Origin of the sequence: Winogradskyella undariae (assembly GCF_013285155.1) — a bacterium.
Classification (GTDB): domain Bacteria; phylum Bacteroidota; class Bacteroidia; order Flavobacteriales; family Flavobacteriaceae; genus Winogradskyella; species Winogradskyella undariae.
Genome location: NZ_JABTEL010000003.1, coordinates 287,763 through 304,155, shown reverse-complemented (window position 1 = coordinate 304,155; position 16,393 = coordinate 287,763). Strand labels below are relative to the sequence as shown.

The following is a 16,393-nucleotide window of genomic DNA, read 5'->3' as shown; positions in this document are numbered from 1 at the left end:
TTGCATATACTCATCAAAACCTTATCATGAACAAAGTTATTTATGTATTCCTCTTAGGAATCTTCAGTATTACCACCTCAGCTCAAAACGAACTTCCTAATTTAGATTTAGAATCCATTGACGGCAAAACTGTAAATTTAAAAGATTCCCTCAATGATGATGGAGTCACCGTTATTTCACTTTGGGCCACTTGGTGCGTTCCTTGTTTAAAAGAATTAGACGCTATTAATGATATATATGACGAGTGGCAAGATGAAACTAATGTAAAACTTCTTGCTGTTTCAGTTGATGATAGCAGAACTGTAAAACGTGTAAAATCTTTAGTTAATGGCAAAGGTTGGGAATACACCGTTTTATTAGACACCAATACAGAATTAAAACGTGCACTTAATGCATCTAGCATCCCTCTCACGATTTTAGTGAAAGATAATAAAATTGTCTACAAACACTCTGGATACAGTCCTGGTGCAGAATTAGAATTGTACGAAAAAATTAAAGAACTTTCTAAATAAACCTTTGCATCATTTTATCTTTCAATTAATTACCATGAAAAAATCACTTTTTCTAATCACTATATTATTTCAAATCTATTTTATTAACGCACAAGAAACAGGCTATTTTTACGGAGGCTTAGAATCTAATTCGCAATGGCTTCAAACCGATGAAGGCATTAACTTCTTAGCTCCAGAAGATCAATTTAGAGCCAACAACTATATTCTAATGAACTACAATTTAGGCAAATTTACTGCTGGTGTTCAGTACGAATCTTACCTCCCTTCTGCTCTTTTAGGTTATGACGATTCAACTTACGGTAACCAAAACGATGTGGCAACCTATTATTTCAACTATAAAGATGAAACCTTAGATATTACTGGAGGTTATTTTTATGAGCAATTTGGAAGTGGACTAATATTAAGATCTTGGGAAGACCGCCAATTAGGCCTTAACAATGCCTTAAAAGGAATAAACGTAAAATTTAATGCTACAAAAGACTTGGGCATTAAAGCTGTTTTTGGACAACAACGTAATGGTTTTGAAGTTTCTGAAGGTACAATACAAGGTATCGATGCCGACTTAAGTCTTAGCGGAGCATTAAATATTGAATCGGTAGATATACAACTAGGTGGAAGTTATGTCGCAAGAAACCAAGATACCAATGGTAACGAAGCATTACCTACAACAGTAGCTGCTTATGGTAGTCGACTAGATTTAATCTTTAATAATTTTTACGCAGGTGTTGAAGCTATTGTTAAAGATCCAGATGTAATACTTAACGAAGGACAAATCTCTTCTAATAAATTATACGACGGAACAGCACTACAAGTCAATGCTGGGTATGCAAAAAAAGGATTAGGGATAAACGCCACATTTAGAAGGTTAGAAAATTTTAGCTTTTACGCGGACCGTTATGCAGAAGGAAACATTTACAACCAACAAGTTATCAATTATGTCCCTGGACTCACAAAACAACAAGACTACTTATTAACCAATATTTACGTTTACAACCCACAGCCAAGATTAATCATTGAATCTTTTGATCAACGCTCAGGTGAGGTTGGCACACAATTCGATTTATTTTACAGCTTCAAAAAGGGCACGTCTTTAGGTGGAAAATATGGAACAAAATTAGCCATGAATTTCTCTTATTGGGGAGGGTTAGATTCAGAATATAATATTGAAAACAGATGGTACAAAGCTAAATTTATAGGAAATGGCCATCAACTATTTAGAGATATAAATTTTGAAGTTAAAAAGAAATGGTCTAAAGAATGGAGTTCAGTCTTCACCTACCAAAATGTATTAGTAGATAAAGGTATTGTTGAAGGTGGACCATTGGGACATTCATCAATTTTAGCTAACATCGGTGTTATAGAAACCACTAAAAGATTTGATAACGGAAAAGCAGCGCGTTTTGTAGCACAACACCTTTGGAGTAAAGACGATCGCAAAAATTGGGTTGCAGGAGTTTTTGAATATAACTTCTCTACACGTTTAGCCGCATATGTAGCTGATAACTGGAATTATGGTGGTACAAATGAGATTCACTATTACAGCGTAGGCGGAAGTTACAGCAAAGGCAACACAAGATTAGGATTAAACTACGGAAGACAACGAGGAGGATTAATCTGTGTTGGTGGCGTTTGTAGATTTGTACCTGAAAACACAGGCTTAAGCGCCAATTTAACCGTCGCTTTTTAATCCCTATTCTAAAAAATAAAAACATCAACTTTTAATCTACAGAAATTTAAACACATGTAACACAAAAACCTTAATATTAATCTAATACATCAAAATCATGATCAAAAAATTACTTTATTTATTAATGCTTAGTTTATCTTTTACTCAGCTAACTACAGCACAAATTTACTTTTCTGAAGATTTTTCTTCAGGAACCATGGACAATTGGACTCTAACAGATTCTGATGGTGATAGCGACAATTGGTCTATAGCAAACCTAGAAGCTGTACAAGGTAACCATGCAACTTCTGCTTCTTGGTCATCAACCACAGGACTAGCATTAACACCAGATAACTGGATGGTATCTACAGCTATAGATCTTACAAGTGCTACAGGAAATGTTTTTCTTCAATGGAAAGCATACGGACAAGATCAATCGTGGGCTAATGAAAATTATACCGTATATGTTGCAACAGCATCTGATATTGCAACATTGGGAGCATCTACCACTTCATTTAATGAAGTTATAGGAGCAACAAATAGTGTTTACGTTGATAGAAATTTAAATGTAACCTCATTTATTGGACAAACAATTTATGTTGCGTTTAGACATCATGCTGTTACAGATCAATTTAGATTAAACATTGATGATATATATGTAAAAACAGTTAGCGATAATGACGCTGAACTTGCGAGCATCAACCTAGATCGATATGGACTTGTTAGTACAGATTATCCTTTAGAAATTGAAGTAAATAACGTAGGTGGTAATACAATTACTACACTAGATATTGAATGGACAGACGGAACGTATACAAACTCTGCAACAATAAATACTTTTATTACAGGCGGAGCATCAACTACTATTACGCATCCAGATGTTATTAATTACAGCTCTGTTGTTGAAAAAGAAATAACGGTAACAATTACAGGTGTTAATGGCGGAGCAGATTCTTATCCACTTAACAACTCTAGCTCTAAAGATTTTAACACAATGACACAATCTGGAAATAAAGCTGTTTTTATTGAGGAAGCTACAGGAACTTGGTGTGGATGGTGCCCTAGAGGTGCTGTAGGAATGGATTATATTACCGAAACATATCCTAATACTGTTGTTGGCGTAGCCGTACATAATGGAGATCCAATGACTGTTACTGAATATGATAATGCAATAGGTCTATATATTGCAGGATATCCTAGCAGTTTAGTAGACCGTAAATTAATTGATGTTGATCCAGCTCAAGCATCATTAGTAGAAGCTTACAATACACAAATCACAGAAGTTGTTCCTGTTGATTTATCATCAGAAGCAATTCTAACAGGTAGTGAATATACGATTACTGCTAACGCAAATTTTTACACCAATTTAAGCGCTGCTGATTACAGATTAGCGGTTATAATTACAGAAGATGATGTTACTGGTATAACTAGTGGCTACAACCAAACAAATTATTATTCTGGAGGAAGTAATGGAGCAATGGGCGGTTACGAAAGTTTAGCTGGCTCTGTACCTGCGGCACTAATGGCATATAACCATGTTGGTCGTGCTTTACTTGGCGGTTTTGACGGACAGGCTAATTCAGTACCAACAACAATTACCGCAGGAGAACTTGTTTCTTATGATTTCACATATACAGTACCCGCAACAAGTACAGTTGAAAACATGCATATTGTTGTGGTTTTAATTGATTCTACAGACGACAGTATTGTTAACGCGCAACAGAGTACTTTTGCTCAAGCTTTAAGTGTGCAAGAAGTTTCAGGTATTGATTCAATTAAAATATACCCAAATCCTGCAACAGACAAACTTAATATAGCTTTCCAATCAGGAAATGGTGATTACAATGTAACAGTAACTGATATGTTAGGAAGAACAGTTATTAATAATAACTACGAAGGTTTATTTGGATCTCAAAACATAGAATTACCTGTATCAGAATTAAAAGCAGGTCACTACATTATGAATATTAATAATGGAAGTGCATCATACAGTGCTAAATTTATAATTAGCAAATAAAAATAATTTCACAAAACTAAAGGGAAGCTTTAAAAAGCTTCCTTTCCTATATAACTAAAAAAAATAGGAACTTTAATTATTAACAATCAATTAAAAAATAAAATACCATGAAGAAAAAACTACTTTTTATGAGCTTATTATTAACCTCATTTGTGTCTTTTGCACAGTTTGAAGTTAGAGATTATAGTGACGACAGCCTCATTACAGAGGGACAAGTTTTAGCTTTCTCTGATGCAGGTTGCGCATATGCAGATCCTTGTAATTGGAAATTTAAAGTAACCAATACGTCTAGTGAAGATATTTATGTTAGAATATTTGTAGATGAGCTTGTTGGTACTGATGGTTCTAATTTTCAATTGTGTTTTGCGGGGGTTTGTTTAAATGATGTAACTTTAAATAGCGGATATCCTTCAACTCCTTTTTTAATAGCTCCAGGAACTACAAATAGTGCAGGAAACAATTTTTGGAACCTTAACGACAGTTCTACAACAACACCGATGAGTTGGACTTTTAGATTTCAAGCTTTTAATGCTAGTGGTACTGCTATAGGAACGCCATTAAATGTAACTTATAGTTATGACTCAAGCCTTAGCGTTGAAGAATCTCAATTATCAAAAATTAAAGTTTACCCAACTAACGTTATAAATAAACTCAATATTTCTTCTTCAGAAGACCTATCTGCAACTGTTTATGACCTTTTAGGGAGAAGTGTTAAAGAAATAAAAGTGATTTCTAATGGTGATACTATTGACTTTTCTGAATTATCTGCACAACCTTACATTGTTAAATTTACTAACGGTAATGGTAATTCTATTACAAAGAAAATAGTAAAGCAATAGTCCTTTAATATTTTAAAATAAAAAACCGTTTGAAAAACATTTCAAACGGTTTTTTATTTTCTACTAATCACACCTATTAGTATAAAGATGCAGGAGTTAGATTATCAATATAAATATTTAACCTGTCAATATATTTTAGACCATAACCTTCTTCTATATTTTCTTCTACATAAAAAAGCGTTTCATCTTTATGTCCTACTAAAGTCAATTGCACCATATCATTTTTTCGCTTTAATATAATATAAGCGACACGATTATCATATAAACTATATGCTGACAAGTAAACAGTACCAGATTCTAGTTTATAATCCTTAATAATACCGCGATGTTGTTCTTTTCCTTTTTTATCATAACGAATAACTTCTCCCTCAACATAATTTTTATTTAAAGCATATTGTAACCGCTTAAGATCAAAATCTTTATAATAAGCTATTGTTTCTGCTATCTCTCCGTCTTTAAATGTTGAAACATTTCGACCTTGCTCATCGTAAGAAATACGTTTTATTAAAATTCCCTTTTTATAAATCTCTTGTGCAGATTCTCTGCTGTAACTTACCGAAAGTATTTTTGTTCCTTCAAAAGGCTCTCCATTTTTATAAATGATACTAGAAGTCTCTTTTCCATTTTCATCATAATTAACAGACTCCCCTTCTAAGATATCATTCTTGTAGGTTTGTGTAAGTTGTAATTTCCCTAAACGATTATACCCATTAAAAACACCTTCTTTTTTATCATTTACATATTGTCCTTCTTCTAATATAATTTCGTGATTATAATTAAACTTTTTATAAGATCCATTTCGTTTTCCTTCATTTATCTCATACTTAATTCTTGATACAGCATCATACATCACACCTTTCCAAGGCAATTTATTTTTGAAATTAACCTTAGCGATAACTTCACCGTATTTATCATAAGACATAGCACAACATGAGATATCCATTTCTTCAATTAAAACAGGGTTAATAACACCATAACTTGTATCTAAACCATAATCATAACGTTTTGAAGTTTGTAAAACTCCGTTATTTTCTTCTTTCACTAATCGAACCTCGTTTGAGGTATCAAAAAACTCATATAGTTTTCCGTCTTTTTTAATATAATCGTAAGTACCGATTAGATCACCTTTATCGCTATAAAACTTACCTAGTTTTTTATCGTAATCTTCGAATGTTATATCACTTTGCTTAGCTCCATTACTATAATAACGAATCTCTCTATATTTACTATAACTACCATCTTTATAATAAGAGGTATTCTTAAAATCTACTAAACTATCCTTGCCAACTTGTTTAGTTATAAAGTTGGTACGCTCTATGAGTTCTCTATTTTTATACGTTTCAATATTATTAATCTCAGAATTATAACCTATTTCGTATCGTTTGCCATCTAAAGGTTTTGCGTATTTATTTTTATACTCAACTTTTAAAGTCCCCATAACAACACCTTCCTTGTTATAATAAATCTCTTCTTCTGTGTTCTTTTTACTGAATATAAGATTTGTATCTGGGTAATATTTAAGTTCTTCTATAAGCTCACCGTCTTTATAAGTCGATTTTCTACCATCTCTAATTTCTACTCCTGAAAATGGATAATAGTTTTTGTATGCCATTCTTGCAAGTTCCTTTCCCGTTTCATCAAAACTTACTTGAAGCACTTTAATATTGTCTTTATAGCTTGTAATCGATTTTATCTTGCCATCATTATAATGTTGTTCTTCCTTTTCGAGTTGACCATTATTGTATATTCTAGTAGACAGAACTTTGTTAAAATCTTCTTTTTTATAACCATAAGCAAAAGTAACTTCAGTACCCGTTATTGGTTTTAAATAATCGTTCTGAAGCTCATAAATTATACTTCCAAGTTCCGTTCCATCTTCTTTAAAAAAAGTTTTTTTATATTCTGGATCTGTCTGAAACCATATTCTAAGCTGACCATTGGCGTAATAATCGGTATCCCCTAGTAATTTTTCAAACGGATAATAGTTAATCTGCCTAATACGCATGGGACTGAAATAATAAAACACCTCAACCCCTTTACGAAATCCATTATTTAGAGTGTTAATTTCACCAATTACATCTCCTTTTTTATCATAATATTTGGTTCGAAAATGACCTTTTTTAAGCGTTCTGAAACTTTCGTAACGAATTCCGTTTATATCGTCCTCATATAAAACCTCTTTTACAGTATCATTTTTAACTTCGGTATAAACACGATTAGACGATTGAATATGATTTTGAGTCCCAGATTTAATAAAACCATTTTTATAAATAGCAATCAATTTCTTGTCGTCTAGAAAGGTAATAAACTCACCGTCCAATCTATTTTTTGTGTAATTACCTTGTTGGTATAGCTGACCATCTTTGTTAAACCAGCTCACTTTTCCTACCCAAAAATCCTTGTCTTCATACTGAGACAATCCGCTCATTTGTTTTTGCCCTGAAATATAATAATCTTCAATTCTAAATAAATCTCCTTCCTTTTTTACTGGTGTTCTAAAAAAAGCAGCACTATCTTTTATGGTTTGCTTCCAAGATATAGTGTAATAAATAGTGTCTTGTTGCGCTTCCAAATTTAAAGGCATAAAGAAAAGGCTGACCATAAATAGAAGTCCAGCAGTTTTAATAGAATTTGATAAAATCATTGTTGAATAATTTATAAAATGAGATAGATAGATTTTAGAAACCATATCTATTTTATTAACGCATTTTAACGTCTTAATTTTTGGCATACAAATCCTTAAACACTAAGCACAGTTTAACATCAGGTATTAAGAACTGTTATTTAGATAAAGAGGTTAACCTTTTATACAACCTAACACTATCCGCTTTATTAAGATTTAAATTTCAATGGTAAATGAATCACTTTTTTGGTTTCGAAAAATGATTCATCAAAATAATCAGAAAGCAAGAATGCTTTTACCGTTTTATATTGCTTTAACTCCTCTGTTAAATCCCCACCTTTTAAGTAAAGAACACCATTTTTTAATTCATTTTTTTGAGTTCTTGCAACTTTACCTTTAACCCAAGTTGTAAACTCTGGCATTGTAGTAACGGCTCTACTTACTATAAAATCGTAAGTTTCATCAATAGCCTCTACCCTACTATGCGTAGTTCTTATATTGGTAAGTTCTAAAGCTTCTGCAACAGCATTAATTACTTTTAGTTTTTTATTAATACTATCTACCAAATGAAATTGGCACTCAGGAAATAAAATAGCTAAAGGCACACCTGGAAATCCTCCGCCGGTTCCGACATCTAAGATTGATGTACCAGGAACAAAATCAATAACTTTTGCAATTCCTAAAGAATGTAAAACGTGTCTTAAATAAAGTTCATCAATGTCTTTTCTAGAAATCACATTAATTTTACTGTTCCAATCTTTATACAAAGCCTCTAAAGCTTCAAATTGTTGGATTTGAGTTTCGGTTAAATTGGGGAAATATTTAAGGATAAGTTCCATAGCTGTTCTTTCTGCAAAAGTACTTCTTTTAAAGTTTTGATTATTGCACTATTTTAATTTATCTCTATTTTATCACTTTAAAACATATACCATAAGCTTACTATAGCAACAATAAAAGAGAAATAATTAAACCTCACCATAGATTCATAACCTACTAAATATCAACCAATATAGTTCAATAACCCCTTCAATACACATCATTTATATTTGTAATTTTAAGTTAATCCATAACAATTGCTTTTTATTTATTAACTATCTTTGCTTTTATATAATGTATTATAATCCCTTACGTTATCATATAAAATATAGAATACATGAAACAACAAACCTTATCATTCTCTAGAACAGACTCTGCTAAGTTCTTTAGAACCCTCAACAAACGCGTTAATAATTATTTCAAAGAAAACGATATAAAAAGAACAGGTAACTGGCAATTATGGGTAAAAACCATAGTAATGTTTACAATGTTTTTAACGCCTTATTTCCTTTTACTAACTTTAAACATTCCTACTTGGGCACAGTTATTATTAACTATTGTGATGGGTATTGGAATGGCTGGTGTTGGAATGAATGTAATGCATGATGGTAATCATGGCGCATTTTCTAACAAAGAATGGATCAATAGAATCATGGGAAGCAGTATTTACATTTTAGCAGGAAATGTTTACAACTGGAAAGTACAACACAATGTTTTACATCATACATACACCAATATTCATGGTCATGATGAAGATTTAGAAGCGGGACGAATTTTACGTTTTTCTGAACATACAGAATGGAGAAAACACCATAGATTTCAACATTATTATTCTATTTTACTTTATGGACTATTAACTATAAACTGGGCAATTACAACAGATTTTCAACAGATGAAACGTTATATGAAGCGTAAATTATCTTACGGAAAATTTCCAAGTCCTGTAGCTAACTGGAGTAAACTAGTGATTTCTAAATTGATTTATATCTCAATGTGGATTGTGATACCACTTGTACTTACTGACATCGCTTGGTATAAAGTCTTAATCGGATTTTTAATTATGCACTATGTAGCAGGTTTAATCTTAAGTGTGGTTTTTCAATTAGCACACGTTATGGAAGAAGCTGAAATGCCTTTACCTGAAAAAGATGGTACAATGAAAAATACTTGGGCTATTCACCAATTAAATACAACCGTAAACTTTGGTGCTAAAAGCAAGATTATTAATTGGTATACAGGAGGATTAAATCACCAAGTAGAACATCATATATTTCCAAATATTAGCCATATCCATTATGGTAAAATTGCAGAAATTGTAAAATCTACAGCTAAAGAATTCAATTTACCTTATAAAGAATACGAAACCACAAGAAAAGCAATAGCAGCGCATTTTAAATTCTTAAAAGAAATGGGAACGCGCCCTGCAATACAAGCTTAATCCTTTATTTTATAGCATATGAACGACCAACTTTCGGATAGAATTAACAATTTAGCGACATCAGCTACATTAGCCATGGCGGCAAAAGCCAGAGAACTTCGCGCAGAAGGAAAAGATATTATTGGATTGAGTTTGGGAGAACCAGACTTTAATACTCCAGATTTTATTAAAGATGCTGCAATTGAAGCCATCAATCAAAACTACAATAGCTATACTCCTGTAGATGGTTATGTAGAATTGAAAGAAGCTATAATTACGAAGTTTAAACGCGATAATAATCTTAGTTACACCTTACCGCAAATTGTGGTTTCAACAGGTGCTAAACAATCTTTAGCGAATATCGCTTCTGTGATGATTAATGCCGGTGATGAAGTTATTTTACCTTGTCCTTACTGGGTAAGTTATAGTGATATTGTAAAGTTAAGTGATGGAGTTCCTGTAGAAGTTACAACTTCTATTGATAACGATTTTAAAATGACAGCAGAACAATTAGAAGCTGCCATTACTCCAAAAACTAAAATGATCTGGTACAGTTCTCCTTGTAACCCAAGTGGATCTGTTTATAGCAAAGAAGAATTAAGAGCTTTAGCAGATGTACTGAAAAAGTATCCTAATATTTATGTTGTTTCAGATGAAATATATGAGCATATTAATTTTAAAGGTGGTCACTTTAGTATGGCTGAATTTGAAGACATGTACGATAGAACCATTACTGTAAATGGTGTATCTAAAGCATTCGCTATGACAGGTTGGAGAATCGGTTATATTGGCGCTCCAGATTGGATCGCTAGAGCTTGTAATAAAATGCAAGGTCAAATTACTAGTGGTGCTAATTGTATTGCACAGCGCGCTGTAATTAAGGCTTTAGAAGCAGAGCCTTCTAGCATTAAATACATGGTAGATGAGTTTAAAGAAAGACGTCAACTAATCTTAAGTTTATTAAGCGAAATCGATGGTTTTAAAACGAACGAACCTGAAGGTGCTTTTTACGTATTCCCAAACATTTCTGCTTATTTCGGAAAAACAATAAAAGGAAAAACAATAAATAACGCCTCTGATTTCTCTCTATTTTTACTAGAAGAAGCTTTAGTAGCAACCGTTACTGGTGAAGCATTTGGAAATAAAGACTGTATAAGAATTTCTTATGCCGCATCTCAAGATGAAATTAAAGAAGCTATAAAACGTATTAAAACAGCATTAAGCTAAATACATTTTATTTGTAATAAAAGAAAAGCTGTAACAATTAATTGTTACAGCTTTTTTTATGAATAGCTCTCGCTAAAAATCTAAAACAGATCAATAAGAACGAGGAAACTTATATTTAAAACAAAATTAAAAGAGCAACACTCACAAATACTGCCACTTTTAAAACCATAGAAACCCTAAGGCTTTCTCTACTTATTTTTAAAGCTTTTGCACGTTGCCTTACGGCAAAAATTGATCTTCGTTTTGCTTTCTTGAAATTGTATTTAACAACACGCTTATAATTTGAATTTAACAACCCTCGCTTTGTAAAATGAGATCTCTTAGTACGCTGCTTTATAGTTCCTAAATCTTGTGCTAATTCTAATTCCATAATTGAGGGGGTTTAATATTATTTAATTAATATACAATAAATTTATCGAATTAAAAAATAAAACACACAAATACTGATAATTCATTAATAAAAACACAAAATAATTAACAATACAACTAAGCTAAATTCAACTAGGTTTAAAACCACAATGATGACCTTATTGCATCTGAATAATAGTATAATAAACAAACCATTATCAAAAACAATAGTATTGTAACAATGACAACTTTTATGAGTTCGGTTTTTCGTTCTTCTCTTAAACGCTTTCCTATGTCCTTTAATTGCTTAGTTGTTGCTTTAGGAAAATTATATTCCGTTTTTACATTCCGATCATAACCACCTAACCTATTCTTAAACCTATCGCGTTACGGAAGTAGGTTTTTATTATTTTTCATTACCGTATTCATTGTGCTTGCAGACATAACATTTAGGTTTAAAATTTTAAAAAGAATCTAGAAATAAGCCTTTTTCTACATGAAAAAAAAGGGACGTTTAACGTAAAAGACATCATATAAGAAGTCAGTTAAATTTCAAAATATTAATGTAAGAATGATGCTATTAGCATCACGATAAGAAGTTGAACTTATAGGATACAGAATGAATCCTAAGAAAAAATTACCGTTCATTCTATAATAAATATTCTTATCACCGAAACAAGTTCAGTAATAATTAAATACATAGATATGACGCAAAGTGATTTTAAATGTTACAAGATGTATTTCAAGATCTATCAAAATTAAACATCTAAAAACAGTAAAAACGAGTGGAAATATAGACTAGCTATACTTGAAGAAAAGTTGAAAATTATTTTTGCTCCTTTATTAAAACACGAATAAAAAGAACTAAACCTATAGACTTAAGAATTAAAATTAGCGGAGTAAATTCTAAGTCATTAAAAAAAAGCATCACAGAACCTGCAATTATAAATGCTGCTGCAACCAATTTAGTTTTATTAACTACCATAATTCAAATTTATTACCGATTCCTCCAAAAGAAAGGTGTTAATAATATCAGAACCGTAAACAATTCTAATCGACCAATAAGCATTAAAAATGAAGCCCACCATTTTCCTAAAGGCGGTAAAGCGGAATAGTTATCAACGGGACCAAAATCTCCTAAAGCAGGACCAACGTTTCCTAAACTAGATGCTGAGAGTCCTATTGCAGAAGCAAAATCCATATCAAACATAGAAAATACCAATGCTCCAACAATAAATGACAACATATAAAGAATAAAGAACCCTAAAACATTAAATACAATATCTTTAGAAACTGATTTCCCATTATAACGCACAGGAATTATAGCATTAGGATGCAAAGCACGCTTAAATTCTAAGAAACTGTTTTTAATTAAAATTAATTGACGCATTACTTTTACACCACCAGACGTACTTCCTGCAGAACCACCTAAAAACATCATTCCAAAAAAGAAAATAGTTAAAAACGGTGTCCACAAGGTGTAATCAGCACTCACAAAACCCGTAGTTGTAATGACACTTAACACCTGAAATAAAGCATGTCTCAAAGCACTTTCTGCACGACCAAGAACCATTGGGTGATCTATAGAAGATAATGATATATCTGCTTTAAAATAAATAAGAAGCGCTGCTATAATTGTAAATATAACAATGAATTTAGAATATAATTTAAACTCTTCATCCTCTAAAATTTTAGAAACTTTCCCTTTGAATAAATAATAGCTCAATACAAAATTAGTACCTGCCAAAAACATAAAGAAAATGATAATGTATTGTATCGCCGGATTATCATTCCAATAAGCAACACTCGCATTTTTAGTAGAAAAACCACCTGTAGACAAAGTACTCAAAGCATGGTTAATGGCATCGAAAAAAGACATCCCAGCAATCTGTAATAATATGGTTTCAGCAACTGTATACCCTACATAAATAAGCCATAAACGCTTTGCTGTATCTGTAATTCTTGGATGTAATTTATCTGCACTTGGCCCTGGTGCTTCTGCGGTAAACAGCTGCATCCCTCCTACGCCTAATAATGGTAAAATAGCAATCGCCAAAACGATAATCCCCATTCCACCAATCCAATGTGTCATACTTCTCCAAAACAGAACTCCTTTGGGTATAATCTCTATATCATTTAAAATACTTGCCCCAGTTGTAGTGTAACCAGACATGGTTTCAAAAAAAGCACTCGTAAATGAAGGAATAGCCCCTGTAAGAACATAAGGTAATGTTCCTGTAAGAGACATTACAATCCAACCAAAAGCAACAACGATATACCCTTCGCGCTTATTCATTTCCTTACGGTGATCCTTCGTTCTGTACATTGACACCACTCCGATAAGAAGCGTAACAATACCTGCTAGAAACAATTCTAAAGTAACACCATCTTTATAAATAAGACTGATTAAAGTTGCCGTAAGCATGAAGCCTCCATTAAACAATAATAGGAGTCCAAGAAAATGAAAAATGATTTTATAATTGAGTTTTATACGAGACATAATATCTTTTAAGAGAAAAAACGTTCTACTTCAGAAATGGAACGCGGCAAACAACAAACCACAACACGGTCTCCTGCTTGAATATTAAAACTACCTAATGGAATAGAGCCTTTTCCATCTCTAATAACTCCACCAATAATAGCAGATATAGGAAATTTTAAATCCTTAATAAGCTTATTGGTGATCTTAGATTTTGGTTTGACCACAAATTCTAAAAGCTCAGCATTCATATTGGTTAATTTGGTCATAGCAACCACCTCACCTTTTCTTATATATCTAAAAATATTATTTGCTGCTAATAATTTTTTATTAATTAAAGTATCAATTCCTATCGATTGAGATAATTGATAATAATCCATATTTTCTACCAAAGCAATGGTTTTCTTCACGCCTTTAGACTTTGCTAAAAGACAAGACATAATATTGGTTTCCGAATTACCTGTTACAGCAATAAAAGCATCCATATCAGAGATATTTTCTTCGTCTAATATATCTACATTTCTACCATCGCCGCAAATCACTAAAGCGTTAGGGATATCTTCAGCTAATTCTTCCGCTTTCCCTCGCTTACTCTCAACAAGTTTAACATTAAATTTACTTGAACACAAATCTTTAGCTGTCTTAAAACCAATTTGGCTTCCACCAAGAATCATAACATTCTTAATTATAACCTTAACTTTTCCTGATAATTTAAACAACTCATCATCACCACCTTTAGACGTTACAAAAACAACTTTATCGCCTTCTTTAAAAATAGTATCACCTCTAGGAATGATAGTATATTGTGTTCCTAAACGTTGAATTGCAATAGGAATAAAATTTAATTCAGGATAAATAGCAGCAGCTTCCTTAACGGATTTATCTACAAAGGTTGCAGTTCTAGACAAACGTAAACCTAACATTGTTAGCTCTCCATCTTCAAATTCATAAGTATCATTAAAACCATACTGATTTAATAATAATTCAATTTCCGATGCGGCTAAAGATTCTGGTGAAATTAACTCATCAATTCCAAATTTAGAAAACCCAACAGTCTCTTTATTCTCTATAAACTCTGTATTAGAAATACGAGCAATAGTACGTTTTGCTCCCAATTGCTTAGCTAATACACAAGCTGTAATATTAGTTGTTTCAGAAGAAGTTACTGCAATAAAAAGTGCAGCGGTATCTATACGTGCTTCTTTTAAAATTGAAATAGAAGTAGCATCACCTTTTATAGTTCTAATATCTAAATGCTCACCGGCATAACTTAAGCTATCTTTTTTAGTGTCAATTAAAGTAATTTCTTGAGACTCGTAAGATAGAAGTTTAGCTAAATGAAACCCTACTTCACCCGCACCTGCGATAATAATTTTCATCTGTTTACATTTATTGTTTTTCCAAGGTCACACGCTGTTCTTTATTAATCATATCTATGATTAATAAAATTTTGAATAGGCTCGTTTTCTTATATTTATTTGGAATAAGCACAAATATACTTATAACTTACAAGTACTTAAAGTTATTGAAGTATTTAAACTCATTGGCACTAACAAACCTTATATTATATATTTTATGTCAAAGCTAAAATTCTCTTATCTAAAAACAGAAAATTCAACTTTACTTAATTAACCATTTTTATTAATCAATTCCATTTTTTCATTTCTTCTAAAACTTTCAAATGAAAAAAATCATGTATTTTTGCCAAAAATTTTTATGGCTGAGAAAGTAAACCCATACAAGGATAGTGACCAATCTAAAAAGGTACAAGTCACTAAAATGTTCGATACTATTTCTAAAGAATACGATGGTTTAAATCGTGTTATTTCGTTTGGAATAGATATTAAGTGGAGAAATAAAGTGGTAGACTTAGTTGCAGAAACCAAGCCTAAAAACATCTTAGATATCGCTACAGGCACAGGAGATTTAGCCATTAGTTTAACTTCTACAGATGCAGAAGAAATTATTGGTTTAGATATCAGTGATGGTATGCTAGAGGTTGGACGTAAAAAAATTACTTCAAAAAAATTAGATAATATTATTTCGATGGTAATTGGTGATTCTGAAGACTTACCATTCGAAGATAATACCTTTGATGCTATTACCGTAGCTTTTGGAGTTCGAAATTTTGAACATCTAGAAAAAGGTTTAGCAGAAATATTAAGAGTTCTAAAACCTAATGGTATTTTTGTGATTCTTGAAACCTCTGTACCTACAAACCCATTATACAAAGCGGGCTATAATTTTCACACAAAACTAATTATGCCAACCATAGGAAAAATCTTTTCTAAAGATAAAGTGGCCTATAGTTATTTAAGTGAATCTGCATCACTTTTTCCATATGGAGAAGCTTTAAACAATATTTTAAGAAAAATTGGGTTTACTAATGTTATAGACCGTCCACAAACCATGGGAGTGGCTACAATTTACTCAGCATCTAAAGCATAAT

At 31.9% G+C, this 16,393-nt stretch carries 13 protein-coding genes; 7 read left to right on the top strand and 6 right to left on the bottom strand.

Annotated elements, in window-relative coordinates; genetic code table 11:
• Nucleotides 1-26: 26 nt before the first annotated feature.
• The 4 genes from HSX10_RS05795 to HSX10_RS05780 all read left to right on the top strand — a co-directional run bounded on the left by HSX10_RS05795 (nt 27) and on the right by HSX10_RS05780 (nt 5,034).
• The gene (locus HSX10_RS05795; RefSeq protein ID WP_173587256.1) at nt 27-512 is read left to right on the top strand and encodes a TlpA family protein disulfide reductase; all 486 of its coding nucleotides are present in this window, start codon (nt 27-29) and stop codon (nt 510-512) included.
• A 34-nt stretch (nt 513-546) separates the two neighbouring features.
• Nucleotides 547-2,199: a DUF6029 family protein gene (locus HSX10_RS05790; protein WP_173587255.1), complete on the top strand. Its 1,653-nt coding sequence runs from the start codon at nt 547-549 to the stop codon at nt 2,197-2,199.
• Nucleotides 2,200-2,296: 97 nt separating this feature from the next.
• On the top strand, nt 2,297-4,195 hold the full coding sequence (locus HSX10_RS05785) for a T9SS type A sorting domain-containing protein (RefSeq protein ID WP_173587254.1): 1,899 nt from the start codon (nt 2,297-2,299) through the stop codon (nt 4,193-4,195).
• A 107-nt stretch (nt 4,196-4,302) separates the two neighbouring features.
• The gene (locus tag HSX10_RS05780; protein ID WP_173587253.1) at nt 4,303-5,034 is read left to right on the top strand and encodes a T9SS type A sorting domain-containing protein; all 732 of its coding nucleotides are present in this window, start codon (nt 4,303-4,305) and stop codon (nt 5,032-5,034) included.
• A gap of 76 nt (nt 5,035-5,110) precedes the next feature.
• Here HSX10_RS05780 and HSX10_RS05775 read toward each other — a convergent pair whose 3' ends face one another.
• Both HSX10_RS05775 and rsmG read right to left on the bottom strand, forming a co-directional pair.
• Nucleotides 5,111-7,678: a toxin-antitoxin system YwqK family antitoxin gene (locus HSX10_RS05775; protein ID WP_173587252.1), complete on the bottom strand. Its 2,568-nt coding sequence runs from the start codon at nt 7,676-7,678 to the stop codon at nt 5,111-5,113.
• A 188-nt stretch (nt 7,679-7,866) separates the two neighbouring features.
• On the bottom strand, nt 7,867-8,496 hold the full coding sequence (gene rsmG / locus HSX10_RS05770; RefSeq protein ID WP_173587251.1) for a 16S rRNA (guanine(527)-N(7))-methyltransferase RsmG: 630 nt from the start codon (nt 8,494-8,496) through the stop codon (nt 7,867-7,869).
• 314 nt (nt 8,497-8,810) lie between these two features.
• Here rsmG and HSX10_RS05765 point away from each other — a divergent pair, with 314 nt between their 5' ends.
• Both HSX10_RS05765 and HSX10_RS05760 read left to right on the top strand, forming a co-directional pair.
• Nucleotides 8,811-9,911, top strand: a complete 1,101-nt coding sequence (locus tag HSX10_RS05765; RefSeq protein WP_173587250.1) for a fatty acid desaturase family protein — start codon at nt 8,811-8,813, stop codon at nt 9,909-9,911.
• An 18-nt stretch (nt 9,912-9,929) separates the two neighbouring features.
• Entirely contained in the window at nt 9,930-11,117 is a 1,188-nt protein-coding gene (locus tag HSX10_RS05760; protein ID WP_173587249.1) for a pyridoxal phosphate-dependent aminotransferase, read from the top strand.
• Between the two features lie 115 nt (nt 11,118-11,232).
• Here the strand turns inward: HSX10_RS05760 and HSX10_RS05755 are convergent, their stop codons facing one another.
• The 4 genes from HSX10_RS05755 to trkA form a co-directional block, all read right to left on the bottom strand.
• Nucleotides 11,233-11,487 (bottom strand): hypothetical protein, encoded by a 255-nt coding sequence (locus HSX10_RS05755; protein ID WP_173587248.1) that lies wholly within the window; start codon nt 11,485-11,487, stop codon nt 11,233-11,235.
• 804 nt (nt 11,488-12,291) lie between these two features.
• On the bottom strand, nt 12,292-12,450 hold the full coding sequence (locus HSX10_RS05750; protein ID WP_173587247.1) for a hypothetical protein: 159 nt from the start codon (nt 12,448-12,450) through the stop codon (nt 12,292-12,294).
• Between the two features lie 12 nt (nt 12,451-12,462).
• On the bottom strand, nt 12,463-13,965 hold the full coding sequence (locus HSX10_RS05745) for a TrkH family potassium uptake protein (protein WP_173587246.1): 1,503 nt from the start codon (nt 13,963-13,965) through the stop codon (nt 12,463-12,465).
• An 8-nt stretch (nt 13,966-13,973) separates the two neighbouring features.
• Entirely contained in the window at nt 13,974-15,323 is a 1,350-nt protein-coding gene (gene trkA / locus HSX10_RS05740; RefSeq protein WP_173587245.1) for a Trk system potassium transporter TrkA, read from the bottom strand.
• Between the two features lie 337 nt (nt 15,324-15,660).
• On the opposite strand from trkA, the gene ubiE reads away from it, so the two are divergent.
• Entirely contained in the window at nt 15,661-16,392 is a 732-nt protein-coding gene (ubiE, locus tag HSX10_RS05735) for a bifunctional demethylmenaquinone methyltransferase/2-methoxy-6-polyprenyl-1,4-benzoquinol methylase UbiE (protein WP_173587409.1), read from the top strand.
• Nucleotide 16,393: the final 1 nt, after the last annotated feature.